Raw genomic sequence first — 13,533 nt, forward strand, 5'->3', positions numbered from 1 at the left:
TCGTTCCTCGCTTTGGCCCGGAGGTTCGGGGGCGCTTCACGCCGGGTCCTTCGTCGTCGCTACTGCCTGGCTCGCAAGCTCGCTGGCGGCAGAGACTCCTCCTGTAGGCACCGGCGCGCCCCTCACCCGTGCTTTCTTTGGGCCTCCGCTCGTTCCTCGCTTTGGCCCGACCAACCCCCTGGTGGCCCGGGCAGGCTGAACGGCCTCCGTCCAGCCCTCTGGGGTCGGAACGTGGAAGCCAGGTGGTGGGGTGGGGCTCAGGGGACGGTCAGGAGCTCGTCCAGGGTCCGGGCCGCGCGGTCCCAGGTCCAGTCACGGGCCACCCATTCCCGGCCCCGTGCGCCCATCTGGGCGGCGCGGGCGGGGTCGCGGAGCAGGCCGATGAGGGCCCGGGCGGTCGGTCCGGGCCTTGAGCCGTCGACCACCAGACCGGTCTCACCGTCGAGCACCGCGTCCGGGGCGCCGCCCGAGTCGCCCGCGACGACCGGCACACCGGTGGCGGACGCCTCCAGGTAGACCATGCCCAGGCCCTCCACGTCCAGGCCGCCCCGACGGGTCCGGCACGGCATGGCGAACACGTCGGCCGCGTCGTGGTGGGCGGGCAGCTCCTCGGCGGGGACCGGGCCGGTGAAGACCACCGACTCGGTGTCGCGGGCCGCGGCGCGCAACCGGCCGGCGTGGGGTCCGTCGCCGACGATGAGCAGGGCGGCGTCGGGCACGTCGGCGAGCACGCGCGGCCAGGCGCGCAGCAGGGTGTCCTGGCCCTTGCGGGGGACCAGGCGGGAGACGCACACGACCACCGGCCGCTCGCCCAGGCCGTGGCGGGCGCGGATCGCCGCGCCGCCCGCGCCGGGGCGGAAGCGGTCGGTGTCCACCCCCGGCGGCAGGTGCCGCATCCGGGCCGCGGCCGGGGCCGACAGCGCGCGGGCCAGGCGGCGGCGCGTGTAGTCGCCGAGGTAGGTGACGGTGTCGGTGGTCTCGCCGACGCGCCGCAGCGCCTCCCTGGCGCCCGGGAGCCCGGACCAGCCGGTCTCGTGCCCGTGGGTCAGGGCCACCTGGCGCCGGACCCGGCCGCGCAGCCCGGCGGCCAGCAGCCCCAGCGGCGCGGCGGCGCCGTAGAGCACCGAGTCGCAGTCCTCCAGGTCCACGATCGCCCGTGCCCGCGCCGCCACCCGGGGGGTGGGCAGGAGCACGCGCGCGGCGTCGCGCACGATCGGGAACGGCTGGCGCAGGTCGAAGCCGGGGTCGGCCGCGTCGTCGCGCCGGGCGGGGGAGGAGCAGTACACCACCACCGAGTCGGAACGGCGCAGCGCCAGTTCGTGGACGAAGGACTCGATCCCTCCGGCGCGCGGGGGGAAGTCGTTGGTGATGATCAGCGTTCGCGGCACGGGGGAGAGTCTAGGGCGTCGTGGACGCGGGTCCGCGGTCGTGCGCTTCCGCAGCGAGCCGTTCCCGGTGCGGGGCCGTGGTCCGTCATCCTGTGCGGGGACGTACCGCGACCGTACGAGGAGGCGTCATGCCCGTTCCGCACGAGGACAAGCCGATCGACGTCAAGATCGGCCGGCACGAACTGGTGGTGCGGCAGCGCTACGAGGCGGTGAGCATCTGCAACGACATCCTCATCGGCCTGTGGTTCGTCGCGGGCAGCGTCATGTTCTTCTCGCCCGCCTGGTCGACCACGGGAACGTGGTTCTTCCTCATCGGCAGCGCGCAGATGCTCGTCCGCCCCGTCATCCGCCTGTTCCGGCTGGTCCACGTCCGCCGCGTCCGCACCCGCTCGGGGGTGGGACCGGCCTCGCACGAGACGTCGTGGGACTTCTGAACGCCCGCGGGCCCGGCTCACCGAGCCGGGCCCACGGGGTCAGGGGCGCACGGCCGCGGTGAAGTTCGAGCGGTAGTAGTCGTTCAGCGTGACCGTGCCGATCGGCTTGCTGGACGTGGAGGCGTGCACCATGACGCCGTCGCCCGCGTACATGCCCACGTGGCCCGGGCTGGAGCCGTAGAAGAAGATCAGGTCGCCGGGCTGCATGTTCTCCCAGGAGACCCGGGTGCCCGCGTTGACCTGGTCGTAGGTGGTCCGGGGCAGGCTCACGCCGGCGGCGGCCCAGGCCGCCTGGGTCAGGCCCGAGCAGTCGTAGCCGTTGGGGCCCGTCCCGCCCCAGACGTAGGGCTTGCCGATCTGCTGGTAGGCGAAGTCCAGGGCCGTGGCGGCGCTGCCCGAGGCCGAGCCGGTGTAGCTGGCCCCCGTGCTCCCGCCGGTGCCGCCGCCCGATCCGCCGGTGGACCCGGTGTCGTTGCTGACGTTCTCCGTGGCCGCGGCCCGCTCCTCGGCGGTCAGCTCCGAGAGCAGCTCCTCCTGCTCCGCGATCGCCTCCTCCGCCTCCTCGGCGGCGGTCTCGGCCTCCTCCAGCGCCTCGGCCGCGGACTCCTCGGTGTCGCTGGCCTCGGCCTCCAGCGCCTCCAGGTGGTCCAGTTCCTCCAGGTACTGCTCCAGCCCCTGGTTCTGGGTGTTGGCGAGGTAGCTCAGGTCGGCCTGGTGCTCCAGCGCCTCCTGGGGGCCGTCGGCGCCGATCAGGTGCGTGGGGGAGGTGAGGTCGACACCGCTGTAGGTCGCGTTGGCCAGGCCGCGCACCCCCACGCCCAGTGCCTCCACCTGCGCCTCGGTGTCCTCGATGTCCTCGAGGATCTCCGACAGCTCCTCCTCGGCGGCCTCGTGGGCCTCCTGCGCGTCGTTGTAGACGGCGTTGAGCTCGCTGTACTCCTCCTCCAGGCCCTCGATCTCCTCGCGGACCTCGTCCGCGGTCGGATCGGCGTACGCGACGGAGGCCGGCAGCAGGAGGAGGCCGGCGGCGAGGGAGGCGACGATCGCGGTGCGGCGGCCGCCGGTGCTGGTAGCAGACACGTTGGGTGACACCTTTCTCCCCTGGGCGGGTGCGTCCGGGACGCGGGCCGAGGGACTGCACCGGGCGGGATCAGAGGCCGGTGGGGGCGGCCGAAACGGTGAGGGGGAGTGCCCGGCCCGGGCGTGGCCGTCACCTCCGGGGGGAGGTGAAGAGGTCCAACCACGCTCGGCGATGAACACTAGTGCATCCCTTGGTGCGCTCTCAACCGTTTCGTGATGTTCAGCCGAATGGTAATGACTGTCCGAAAACCCACTGATGGTCCACCGGCGACCCACTGATGGTCCACCGGCAACGACGAGGCCGCCGCCCCCGAAGGGGACGGCGGCCTCGTGCGGTCGCGGTGCCTACAGGCGCACGGCGAACTGGAACTGTCCCGCCCAGTAGGCGGCCAGTCCCACCTGCTCGATGTTGCGGCCGGTGCGCGGCGCGTGCACCATCATCCCGTCGCCCGCGTAGAGGCCGTTGTGGCCCAGCTCCGGGTAGAAGAACATGATGTCGCCCGGCTGGAGCGCGTTGATGTCGTAGATGCGCGTGCCCACCTCGGCCTGCGCGTACGTCGTCCGCGGCAGGTCGACTCCGGCGTGGCGCCAGGCCGCCTGGGTCAGGCCGGAGCAGTCGTAGCCGTTGGGCCCGGTGCCGCCGTAGATGTAGGGCTTGCCGATCTGGGAGTAGGCGAAGTCCAGGGCCGTTCCGGCGTTGCCCGACGCGCTGCCGGTGTACTGGCCGCCGGCGTCGCTGGCGCCCTCGGCGGAGGCGTCCGCGTCGGGGAACTCGGCGAGCAGGTCCTGCTGCTCCTCGATCTTGTCCTCGACCTCGTCCTTGGCCTCCTCGGCCTCCTCCAGCGACTCCTCGGCCTCCTCCAGGGCCGTCTCGGCCTCGTCCTTGAGCGAGAACAGGCGCTCGGCCGACTCGCCGAACTCGTCCAGTTCGGCCTGCTGGGTCTCGGAGAGGTAGCTGAGGTCGGCGTTCTGCTCCAGCAGGCCCTCGGGGCCGTCGGAGGTCAGCACGTTGGTCGTGGAGTCCAGGTCGCCGGACTGGTAGGTGGCGCTGGCGAACTGCGTGACCTTCTCGCGCAGCTCGTCGTAGCGCTCCTCCTCGTCGCCGACCTGTTCTTCGAGCTCCTCGTACTGGGTCTGGGCGACCTCGTAGTCCTCTTCGGCCTGGTTGAAGGCCTCGACGGCGCTGGCCGACTCGGTGTTCAGCTCCTCGATGCGCTCCTCGACGTCCTCACGGGTCGGGTCCGCGTGAGCGGTGCCCGGCACGAGAAGGGAGCCGGCGACCACGGCGCCGATGCCGGTCGAAGCAGCGATTCGGCGAGCCGCACTGCGACCACCGGTGTTCTTCATGGCGGTCCACGCTCCTTGGGGTTGGGATGTCCGCACGAAATGCTGAGGGGAACGATGGGGGAACCGCGCCGGGGGAGGGCGCGCGTGAGCGTGCGGGCCTCCACCGGGTCAAGAGCGCACAGCTCTCGATCTCACTCCGGTCAAGCACTCACGTTCCTGGAAGAACCTAGCGGAACGTCCGGCACGGCTCAACCATGGCGGCACACCGGCACCGCGGATGGTGATCCGTCTCACGTCGCGGGCCCGGTCAGCCGTGGGACTCCAGGCGGCGCAGGAAGATCGCCGACGACACGGCACGCGCCCCGGACCGGCGCACGGCGGACACGATCTCCTTGTCGGAGGTCACCACCGCGACCGGCCGACCGGGCGGCTCGGCTCCCACCAGGCGCACGATCAGCTCGTCGGCCGTCTCCCCGGGCGCGCTGAACAGCAGCCGTACGCGCCGGGGCGAGGCCACCACCGGAGGCGTGTCCACGTCGGCGCCGTCGAAGACGCAGGTGATCTCCGCCTTGGTCCGGCTCGCCAGTCCCTCCAGCGACCCGAGGAGCCTGGTGCGCTGGTCGGCCAGGGGCAGCGTGCCGTACCCGGTCTTGGTGACGTTGTAGCCGTCCACCAGCAGGTGGACGCGCGGAGCGGTGAGCATGTACTCCAACAGCCCGGGGTCGTCGTCGGGCAGGCCGCCCAGCGAGACCCGCCGGTGCTCGCGCTCCGCCTCGGCGACCAGGTCCGCGGGGCTGTCCAGACCGGTGGGCAGCGCCAGTTCGCGGCGCAGCCCGTGCGCGGCGTCCACCAGCACGTCCACCAGCACCCGCAGCCGCGCCTCGTCGGCGTTGCGCCCGGTGCGCACGGCGCGGCGCGCGTTCTCCACCTGCGACTCCGCCGCCGCCAGACGGGCGCGCAGCCGTCGGTTCTCCGACTCCAGCGCGGTGACCTGGGTCGCGGACTCGCTCTCCCGGTTCGCGGTCTCCGTCAGCGCGTGCTCGGCCTCCTCGCGGGCCCGCCTGGCGCGCTGGCGCTCGGAGTGCACCTTGCGCCGCAGGTCGGAGATCTCCGCGCGCTGGTCGCGGATCTGCGCCCGCAGCCGCTCCAGGTCCGCCTGGTGGTCGTGCCTGGTCTCGTCCAACTGGCGGCGCGCCGCGTCCAGCGCCTCGGCCGCCGCGTCCGCCTCCCGGACGCTGGCCTCGCGCTCCAGCTCCTCGTGGACGCCGTCGATGATCCGGGGCCACCCCTCGGGCCGCAGCAGGTACGCGCACGCCGCCACCGCCACGGGGTCGGCGGCGGGCGGCACCACACCGGAGCGCAGGCCCTCGGCCAGCTCCGGCCACACCTGGTCGACGCGGGAGGCGACCATCGCGCGGAACGTGTCGTCGGTCTCCAGCTGGGCGGCGATCTGCGGGCCCGCCAGGCGCGCCCTGCGGCGCGGCTCGAACTTGGCCACCCGGCGCAGCAGCGGGGGCAGGTCGGCGGAGCGCATCCCGCCCAGCACGTCGGACCCGTACTCGACGATCCGGGCGCGCACGGCCTCGGGCAGCGGGCGGCTCAGGTGCTCCGCCCCCGCGCCGGCACCGTCGCCGGACGCGTCGGCGGCCGACCCGTCCTGTTCCCGCGAGGTGCCCTCCGGTGCCTCCGCGCCCTCGCCGCCCTCGTCCGGGCGGCCGCTCATGACCGACCCGTCGTGCTCTCAGCCGCGTCGGCGTCGGGGCGCGCGACGATCTCCACCGCGTCGGTCGCGCCGCACCAGCGGCACTTGACGCGCTCGACGGACTCCGAGAGGACGGTGCGGTCCTCGACCAGCCCCGCACCGGACAGGTCCTGGTGCAGGTAGTCCTGGGAGCGGACGGTCCTGGTGACGTCGAACCGCGTGAGGTTGCCGCATCCGGTGCACCGCCACCGCTCATTCTCACCCGGCATCGCGATCCCCACGGTTCCTCCTCGTCGTCGTCCTGTCGGCGCGGCGCCCACACTCACGCCCCACTCACCCCCATCTTTCCATGTCGGGCAGGTCAGGCCGCATCCCGACCGCTTTGGTCGGTACCGCGCACTACCCTGACCGGGTGGTTCGACAGTCCGCGGCGTCCACCGGCGTCCAAACCAGCCTCGGCGACCTCGGCACTCCGCTCGCCGCGACGACGTTCGTCGTGCTGGACCTGGAGACCACCGGCACCAGTGCCTCGAACGCCCGGATCACCGAGGTCGGCGCGGTCAAGGTCCGCGGCGGCGAGGTCCTGGACGAGTTCTCCACCCTGGTCGACCCCGGCGTCCTCATCCCGGCGAGCATCACCCTGCTGACCGGCATCACCCAGTCCATGGTGGCCACCGCCCCGCCGATCGAGGACGTCCTGCCCAAGGTGCTGGCCTTCCTCGACGCCGACCCCGACACCGCCCTGGTCGCGCACAACGCGCCCTTCGACACAGGCTTCCTCAAGGCCGCCTGCGAACGCCAGGGCCTGGAGTGGCCCGGCTATCCGGTGGTGGACACCCTGCGCCTGGCGCGCGCCCTGCTGCCGCGCGGCGAGGTCCGCAACCACAAGCTCGGCACGCTCGCGGCCTTCTACGGCGCCCCGACCACGCCCAACCACCGCGCGCTGGACGACGCCCGCGCCACCGTCTCGGTGCTGCACGGGCTCATCGAGCGCCTCGGGCCCATGGGCGTGCACAGCCTGGAGGAGCTGCGCGCGGTCAACAAGCCCCCGAGCCGGGCCCAGATCGCCAAGCGCCACCTGGCCGAGGACCTGCCGGAGGAACCCGGCGTGTACGTGTTCACCGACGCGCGCGGGGCCAGCCTCTACGTCGGCAAGAGCCTCAACCTGCGCCGCCGCGTGCGCTCCTACTTCACCGCCGCCGAGAACCGACGGCGCATCCGCGAGATGGCGGGGCTGGTCGAGGGCGTCACCCCCATCGTGTGCACCACCGAACTGGAGGCGTCGGTGCGCGAACTGCGCATCATCGCCGAGCGCAAGCCGCCCTTCAACCGGCGCTCGCGCAACCCCGAGCGCGCCAGCTGGGTCAAGCTCACCACCGACGCCTACCCCCGCCTGTCGGTCGTGCGCGCCGTCCGCGACGACGGCGCCCCCTACATCGGCCCCTACGCCTCGGCCAAGGACGCCGAACGCGCCAAGGAGGCGCTGCTGCACGCCGTCCCGCTGCGCCAGTGCACGCACACCCCCACCGCCCCGAAGAAGGGGCGGCGGGCCGACGGCTCACCGTCGGCGGCGGAGCCCGCCGGATGGGCGCGGCCCTGCGTGCTGGCCCAGCTCGGCCGCTGCGGCGCGCCCTGCGACGGCACCGAGTCTTTCCAGGAGTACGCCGTCCACGCCGACGCCGCCGCCGAGGCCATGACGGGCGATCCCGCGCTGGTCGTGGCCGCCCACACCGCCCGGATCGCGGAGCTCGCCGCCGCACTGCGCTACGAGGAGGCGGCCGGCCACCGCGACCGCCTCGCCGCCTTCCTGACCGGCGCCCGGCGCGCCCAGCGACTGTCCGCGCTGTCGGCCGTCCCGCACCTGGTGGCCTCGCGCCGCGCGGCCACCGGATGGGAGACGTGCGTGGTCCGCCACGGCCGGCTCGCCGCCAGCGCGGTGCTGCGGCCCGGCACCGACCCCGCGGCCTTCCTCGCCTCCCTGGTGGCCACCGCGGAGCGCGTGCCCCCCGGACACGGCCCCAGCCCCCGGGCCCTGCCGGGCGAGAGCGAACTCATCCTCGACTGGCTCGCCGACCCCGCGACGCGCCTGGTCGAGATCGAGGGCGAGTGGACATGCCCTCTGCGGGGCGCCGAAGCGCACGCCGAGCTGACACACTGGGCCCATGGCCGCGCTGCTCCCGCTCAATGACGACTACCCCGTCCGCCGAGCCCCCGTCGTCGCGTTCACACTGATCGCGGTCAACGTGCTGGTCTACCTGGCCTCGCCGCAGGCGTCCACCGCCGTGTGGTACCCGGTCGACATGGTGGGCCGCTACTGCGCCATCGAGGACTACTTCATGCGCTGGGGCGCGATCCCCAACGAGATGCTCGGCCGCGTCGACCAGGCGCCGCCCCTGACCGAGGCGTGCGGCGCCATCGACGGCAAGTCCGTGTGGCTGTCGGTGTTCGCCTCGATGTTCGTGCACGCGGGCCCCATGCACGTCATCGGCAACATGGTCTACCTGTTCGTGTTCGGCCCGGTGGTCGAGGACCGGATCGGACGGGTCCGCTTCCTGGGCCTGTACCTGGTCACAGGCCTCGCCGCGGCCTACGGGCACGCGCTCACCGACATCGACGGGACCGTCCCCATGGTGGGCGCCTCCGGTGCGATCTCCGGTGTGCTCGGCGCCTACCTGGTCGTGCAGTTCCGCAGCCGCGTGACCTCGCTGGTCTTCGGGGTGGTCCCGATGCGGCTCCCCGGGTGGGCCCTGGTGGGAAGTTACTTCGCGTTTCAGTATCTTCTCTATGTCACCACCTCGTACGCTCCGGGCGCCGGATCCAACGTGGCCTACGCGGCGCACGTCTACGGGTTCATCGCCGGGGTGATCGCGGGACTGGCGGTCTACCGGCTGCGATGGCGCTCCGGGACGCGGCTCTCCGACGTCTACTAGTGCGCGCCGCCGCGCCGGGCGCCCGTCTCGCACCCAACGCCCAGGAGGCACTGTGATCACCGCGATCGTCATGGTCAAAGCCGACGTCAACCGCATCCCCGAGGTCGCCGAGGCGATCGCCGAGATCGAGGGCGTCAGCGAGGTCTACTCGGTCACCGGCAACGTCGACCTCATCGCCATGGTGCGGGTCCGCCGCCACGAGGACCTCGCCGAGGTCATCCCCGGCCGGGTGAACAAGGTCCCGGGCGTGATCGCCTCCGACACCCACATCTCGTTCCAGACCTACTCCAAGCACGACCTGGAGTCGGCCTTCGCCCTCGGCTGGTGAGAACGGAGGGGGCGCGGCACCGGTGATCCCGGCGCCGCGCCCCTTGGCTATCGCGTGCTCGCCTTGAGGGCGGTGAGGAGCCCGGTCCACTCGGCGTTCTCGAACGTGAGGTGCCCGAGCCGCCGGTTCTGGGTATCGCGCACGGCGGCCCCTCCGGGAATGTCGGCGATCTCGACGCACTCGCCGCCGTGGCCCCCGCTGTAGCTGGACTTACGCCAGTTCCACACGTTCTCCACAGTCATCTCTTCCTACTTGTACTGGTCGTCCAACACTTGCTGGACGAGTTGCCGGGTCGCCTGCTGGTCCAGCGCTGCCCCTTGCGCCTTGCGATAGAGGACCTGGTAGTAGGCGGTCTCGGACTCCTGCTCCAGGAACAGGCCACCGATCGCGTACTCGATGTACACGGCGTCGCCCGAGTTGACGCCCTCGATGACGTCGGGAAAACGCAGAAGTACGAAGTTGCCTTCGGTCGCCGCGTGTGCGCCTGCGGAGAAGGGGAGACAGCGGAGATCCACGTTGGGCTGCTCGGACACGGCCAGCAGATGGGCGAGCTGCTCCCGCATGACCTCGACTCCACCCACGACGCGGTGTAGCGCGGCCTCGTTGAAGACGGCCGAGAAGCGAAGGGGGGAGTCTCCTGAGAGCCGCTGTTGGCGGCGGACGCGAACGGCCGCGTGGCCATCGACGCGATCAGGCCCCTCGTCCTCCGCCACGGCGGTGATGAGAGCACGGGCGTAGTCAGGTGTCTGGCACAGCCCGGGGATCAGCCCGTCGTTGTAGTTGTCGAGCTCCGCGGCTTCCGATTCCACGCCGATGTACGGGGCGAACCACGTCGGCACCGCGCTGGTCTGCCACCACCCGGGCTCACGCTGTCTGGCCAGCTCCACCAGCTTGTCGCGATCCTCCCTCTTGAGCTTGTACATGTCGCTCAGGGCGTAGACGACAGCGGGCGGCCACGGGTGTTCGGACTTCTCGTACTTGCTCAGCGTCCCCGGAGTCACCCCGACCTGCACAGCCGCGTCACCAGCTCGGACGCCTGCTGTGCGCCGCGCCTCGCGCATCACACGGGAGAGCGTCCGACGAGCTATTCCGACAGTCTGTGCCACTGAAGCGCTCCCCGGATGGGTGGTTGGTGTACGCCCCAGTTTGGCCTACGCCGGAGTGGAGAACCAACTCACGAAACTTGGGTAGACGAAAATTTCGTCAGAATCAGTTGCGTATCTCTCTGTGGCGTATAACAATCAGATCGTAGCGATCAGGCGGTTCTCATGCTCTTGCATTGGAGAATCTTGCGCGCACTTGAGAACAGGCCGCTGGGGCAGACCGAGTCTGAGGAGGATCACGATGAGCAGCATTGGCGACCCGTGGGACAGGCGGGCAGACGGCGGTGACCGGCGGGTGGCGGGTGGGATGCCGGTCAGAGAGAGGGGCGCGCGAGCGGGGGCGCGCAGGGCGTTCTTCGGCGGGACGCCGACCCAGGTGGCACACATCCGGACCTGGTGTCAGCAGGCGATGAAGCTCCCTGCCGACCATTGCGATCCGGTGCTGCTCACCGTGAGTGAACTGGCCTCGAACGCGGTGCGGCACACCGCGTCAGGAGGCCGCTTCGGGCGGGTGGAGGTGGGGCTGGAGGTCCTGCCCGGAAAAGTCGTCCTGCTGTCGGTGACCGACGACGGGCCGCGTGTGGGCAGGGGCGTGACCCTGCCACACCTGCCGTGCCGGGTGGACGAGTTCGCGCCGGGCGGGCGGGGACTGCGGCTGGTCGACGCCGTCGCCGAGAAGTGGTGGTGGAGCGGGGAACCCGGAAGGCCGCTGACGGTGTGGGCCCTCATCGACCCGGATCGCGACGCGGGGTCGACCGCCGGGCTGCGGAACTGACCGGACACCAGCGAATCCACCAGGAGAAGACTGTGCGACCCCCTACCGGGCGACACCGCCGACCCCAGCGCACGTGGGCCGAACACGTGTGGCACATCGCCGCCGCCGCGCTGGCGCTCGCCCTGGCCCACGTGTTGCTGCCGCCGCGAACGGACCGCCCCGCGCTCGATCCGGCACCAGAACGGCCCCGGCCACCGCTTCCGCGGCGCACACGGGCCCTCGCCGACGAAACGTTCGCCCCACCGTTCGACGATCCCGGTGCCCTCGTCCGTCCGTACATGCCCCCACCGCCACGCCGCGCGGGGGGTGAGGAGGTGGCGCCGGGAACCGGAACCGGGTCGGGGGAGTTCGACGAACTCGCGAACCTGATCCGGGTCTACCTTGATCTCCATCCGGGCGGGGCCGACTGATCGATACACGTGAGGGCGCGGCCGGTGACCGGTCGCGCCCTCTCTGCCGTGTGGTGGATCACACGCTCTTGGCGTACCCCTGGCTGGTCTCCACCCAGGTGGAGAGCGTGCGCTCGGCGGCGCCGCTGTCGACGGCCGCGGCCGCGCGCTCGTACCCGGCCCGCACCGCCTCCACCAGGGAGCCCTCCACACCGGCCACCGCGGCCAGCGCCGCACCGGCGTTGAGCAGGACCGCGTCGCGCACGGGCCCGGGCCGGCCCGCGACCAGGTCGCGTACGGCCTGGGCGTTGAACTCCACGTCGCCGCCGCGCAGGTCCTCCGGCACCGACCGGGCGATCCCCAGGTCGGCCGGGTCCAGGCGCTCACGGCGCTTCTCGCCGTCGCGGACCACCCACACCGTGGAGGTCGTGGTGGTGGTCAGCTCGTCCAGACCGTCGTCGCCGCGGAACACCAGGGCGGCGGAGCCGCGTTCGGCGAACACCCCGGCCATGATCTCGCACATGCGCTCGTCGAACACGCCGATCGCCGAGGTTGAAGGCCGCGCCGGGTTGGTCAGCGGACCCAGGAAGTTGAAGATCGTGGGCACCGCCAGCTCGCGGCGGGTCTTGGCCGCGTGCCGCAGCGACGGGTGGAACATCGGCGCGAAGCAGAACGTGATCCCGGCGTCCTCGGCGACGCGGGCGGTCAGCTCCGGTGACAGGTCCAGGACCACGCCCAGGCGCTCCAGGACGTCGGCCGTGCCGCACGAGGACGACGCCGCGCGGTTGCCGTGCTTGACCACGCGCGCGCCCGCGGCCGAGGCCACGATCGCGGCCATGGTCGACACGTTCACCGTGTGCGCGCGGTCGCCGCCGGTGCCGACGATGTCCAGGGTCGGCCCGGACACGTCCATCCGGACGGCGTGGTCGAGCATGCCCTGCGCCAGACCGGTCACCTCGGACACGCTCTCGCCCTTGGCGCGCAGCGCGACGGCGAAGCCGGCGATCTGCACGTCGCTCGCGGAGCCGGACATGATCTCGTCCATCGCCCACTCGGTGTCGGAGGCGCTGAGCGTCACGTCGTTGAGCAGGGCGGTGATGAGGTTGGACCAGGTGCGCTCGGCGACGGCGGAGCGGTCGGCGGCGGGGCTGGAAGGGGAAGGGGCGTTCATCGGTTCTGGGACTCCACGGTGCGACGGGCTTCGGGGCGTTGACGGGTGGGGTGGCGGCGGGAACGGGGGCCGGAGGCCCTCCGCTGAGGGTGGGGCCCTATCCCGCGTTCCGCGCGGCGGACACGCGCCATCGCCCGGTGTCGGCGCCGTGGTTCAGGGCGCCGCCCACCGCCCGGCGGCGGCGCATGTCCCGCTCACCGTTCCCGTCCGTCCCGCGGCCGTGTCCCACGAGGGTCACCCGCTGAGCGCCGCGACGCGCCGGCGCATGAGCTCGGCCAGCGACTCGGCGAGCGCGATGGGGTCGATCGGGTGGCTGACGACCTGCTCGGCCCGCGACCAGGTCGCGAGCCAGCCGTCGTCGCGCCGGCCGACCAGGAGCAGGATCGGCGGGCAGCGGTAGATCTCGTCCTTGACCTGGCGGCACAGGCCCATCCCGCCGACCGGGGCCGTCTCGCCGTCGAAGATCGCGACGTCGATGCGCTCGGCCGGGTCGGTGGAGGCCAGCTTGCGCAGGACGACCGGGGCGGTGGCGACCTCGACGAACTCCACCTTGGGCACGTCGGCGGCCGGGCGCCGACCGATCGCGGTCATGACCTGGTCACGGGTCTCGGCCTTGTCGCTGTAGACCAGCACGCGCATCCTGGCACCCGTGTCCGTACCGCTCTCGACCATCGCGCAACCGTCCCATCGCGTCGGACCGCGGCCGCCGCCATCGGGGGGTGCGGCCGGGGCTTTCGTTGGCTCTCGCCTCTGACTGTATTGCCTCGCGGGCCCACTGCCCAGGACGGATCACGCGACCGCCGCCGGGCTGAGACCTTCGACACCACAGGATGCCAGCACGTCCGGGGGCGCCGCTCACCCGCCCGGGCGGCGGCGTTGTGCAACAGTGACCGATTCGTTGTCCCGCCGTAGGCGGAGCGCGGTTGGAGCGCCCCGAGCGGGGGTA

At 72.3% G+C, this 13,533-nt stretch carries 15 protein-coding genes; 6 read left to right on the plus strand and 9 right to left on the minus strand.

What is annotated here, in order from left to right; genetic code table 11:
- Positions 1-257 precede the first annotated feature (257 nt).
- Positions 258-1,388, minus strand: a complete 1,131-nt coding sequence (locus ADL05_RS02755; RefSeq protein ID WP_053615261.1) for a glycosyltransferase family 4 protein — start codon at positions 1,386-1,388, stop codon at positions 258-260.
- Between the two features lie 128 nt (positions 1,389-1,516).
- Here ADL05_RS02755 and ADL05_RS02760 point away from each other — a divergent pair, with 128 nt between their 5' ends.
- A complete protein-coding gene (locus ADL05_RS02760) occupies positions 1,517-1,822 on the plus strand; it encodes a YrhK family protein (protein WP_053615262.1) in 306 nt (101 codons plus the stop codon).
- Positions 1,823-1,861: 39 nt separating this feature from the next.
- On the opposite strand, the gene ADL05_RS02765 is transcribed toward ADL05_RS02760, so the two are convergent.
- The 4 genes from ADL05_RS02765 to ADL05_RS02780 form a co-directional block, all read right to left on the minus strand.
- The gene (locus ADL05_RS02765) at positions 1,862-2,902 is read right to left on the minus strand and encodes a C40 family peptidase (RefSeq protein WP_053615263.1); all 1,041 of its coding nucleotides are present in this window, start codon (positions 2,900-2,902) and stop codon (positions 1,862-1,864) included.
- Between the two features lie 345 nt (positions 2,903-3,247).
- Positions 3,248-4,249 carry an NlpC/P60 family protein gene (locus ADL05_RS02770; protein ID WP_082376060.1) on the minus strand — a complete coding sequence of 334 codons (1,002 nt, stop codon included), beginning with the start codon at positions 4,247-4,249 and terminating at the stop codon, positions 3,248-3,250.
- A gap of 247 nt (positions 4,250-4,496) precedes the next feature.
- Positions 4,497-5,912 carry an NYN domain-containing protein gene (locus ADL05_RS02775; RefSeq protein ID WP_053615264.1) on the minus strand — a complete coding sequence of 472 codons (1,416 nt, stop codon included), beginning with the start codon at positions 5,910-5,912 and terminating at the stop codon, positions 4,497-4,499.
- On the minus strand, positions 5,909-6,172 hold the full coding sequence (locus tag ADL05_RS02780; protein WP_053615265.1) for a hypothetical protein: 264 nt from the start codon (positions 6,170-6,172) through the stop codon (positions 5,909-5,911). The genes ADL05_RS02775 and ADL05_RS02780 overlap by 4 nt, the downstream gene beginning before the upstream one ends.
- A gap of 131 nt (positions 6,173-6,303) precedes the next feature.
- Between ADL05_RS02780 and ADL05_RS02785 the strand changes: the two genes are divergently transcribed.
- Genes ADL05_RS02785 through ADL05_RS02795 form a run of 3 tightly spaced genes read left to right on the plus strand, consistent with a single transcriptional unit; the run spans position 6,304 to position 9,149 of the window.
- Positions 6,304-8,079 (plus strand): DEDD exonuclease domain-containing protein, encoded by a 1,776-nt coding sequence (locus ADL05_RS02785; protein WP_053615311.1) that lies wholly within the window; start codon positions 6,304-6,306, stop codon positions 8,077-8,079.
- A complete protein-coding gene (locus ADL05_RS02790) occupies positions 8,054-8,821 on the plus strand; it encodes a rhomboid family intramembrane serine protease (RefSeq protein WP_053615266.1) in 768 nt (255 codons plus the stop codon). The genes ADL05_RS02785 and ADL05_RS02790 overlap by 26 nt, the downstream gene beginning before the upstream one ends.
- Positions 8,822-8,873: 52 nt before the next feature.
- Positions 8,874-9,149, plus strand: coding sequence for an Lrp/AsnC family transcriptional regulator (locus tag ADL05_RS02795; RefSeq protein ID WP_053615267.1), 276 nt, complete (start codon positions 8,874-8,876; stop codon positions 9,147-9,149).
- Between the two features lie 47 nt (positions 9,150-9,196).
- Here ADL05_RS02795 and ADL05_RS02800 read toward each other — a convergent pair whose 3' ends face one another.
- Entirely contained in the window at positions 9,197-9,391 is a 195-nt protein-coding gene (locus ADL05_RS02800; protein ID WP_053615268.1) for a DUF397 domain-containing protein, read from the minus strand.
- A gap of 6 nt (positions 9,392-9,397) precedes the next feature.
- Positions 9,398-10,210: a helix-turn-helix transcriptional regulator gene (locus ADL05_RS02805; protein WP_053615269.1), complete on the minus strand. Its 813-nt coding sequence runs from the start codon at positions 10,208-10,210 to the stop codon at positions 9,398-9,400.
- A 349-nt stretch (positions 10,211-10,559) separates the two neighbouring features.
- Between ADL05_RS02805 and ADL05_RS02810 the strand changes: the two genes are divergently transcribed.
- Together ADL05_RS02810 and ADL05_RS02815 are read left to right on the plus strand one after the other, a co-directional pair.
- Entirely contained in the window at positions 10,560-11,027 is a 468-nt protein-coding gene (locus ADL05_RS02810; RefSeq protein WP_053615312.1) for an ATP-binding protein, read from the plus strand.
- 32 nt (positions 11,028-11,059) lie between these two features.
- Entirely contained in the window at positions 11,060-11,437 is a 378-nt protein-coding gene (locus tag ADL05_RS02815; RefSeq protein WP_156365693.1) for a hypothetical protein, read from the plus strand.
- 58 nt (positions 11,438-11,495) lie between these two features.
- Here ADL05_RS02815 and trpD read toward each other — a convergent pair whose 3' ends face one another.
- Together trpD and ADL05_RS02825 are read right to left on the minus strand one after the other, a co-directional pair.
- Positions 11,496-12,587, minus strand: coding sequence for an anthranilate phosphoribosyltransferase (gene trpD / locus ADL05_RS02820; RefSeq protein ID WP_053615271.1), 1,092 nt, complete (start codon positions 12,585-12,587; stop codon positions 11,496-11,498).
- A 234-nt stretch (positions 12,588-12,821) separates the two neighbouring features.
- Complete coding sequence (locus ADL05_RS02825) at positions 12,822-13,259, minus strand: hypothetical protein (protein WP_053615272.1); 438 nt, start codon at positions 13,257-13,259, stop codon at positions 12,822-12,824.
- Between the last annotated feature and the right edge of the window lie 274 nt (positions 13,260-13,533).

Origin of the sequence: Nocardiopsis sp. NRRL B-16309 (assembly GCF_001279585.1) — a bacterium.
Lineage (GTDB): Bacteria > Actinomycetota > Actinomycetes > Streptosporangiales > Streptosporangiaceae > Nocardiopsis.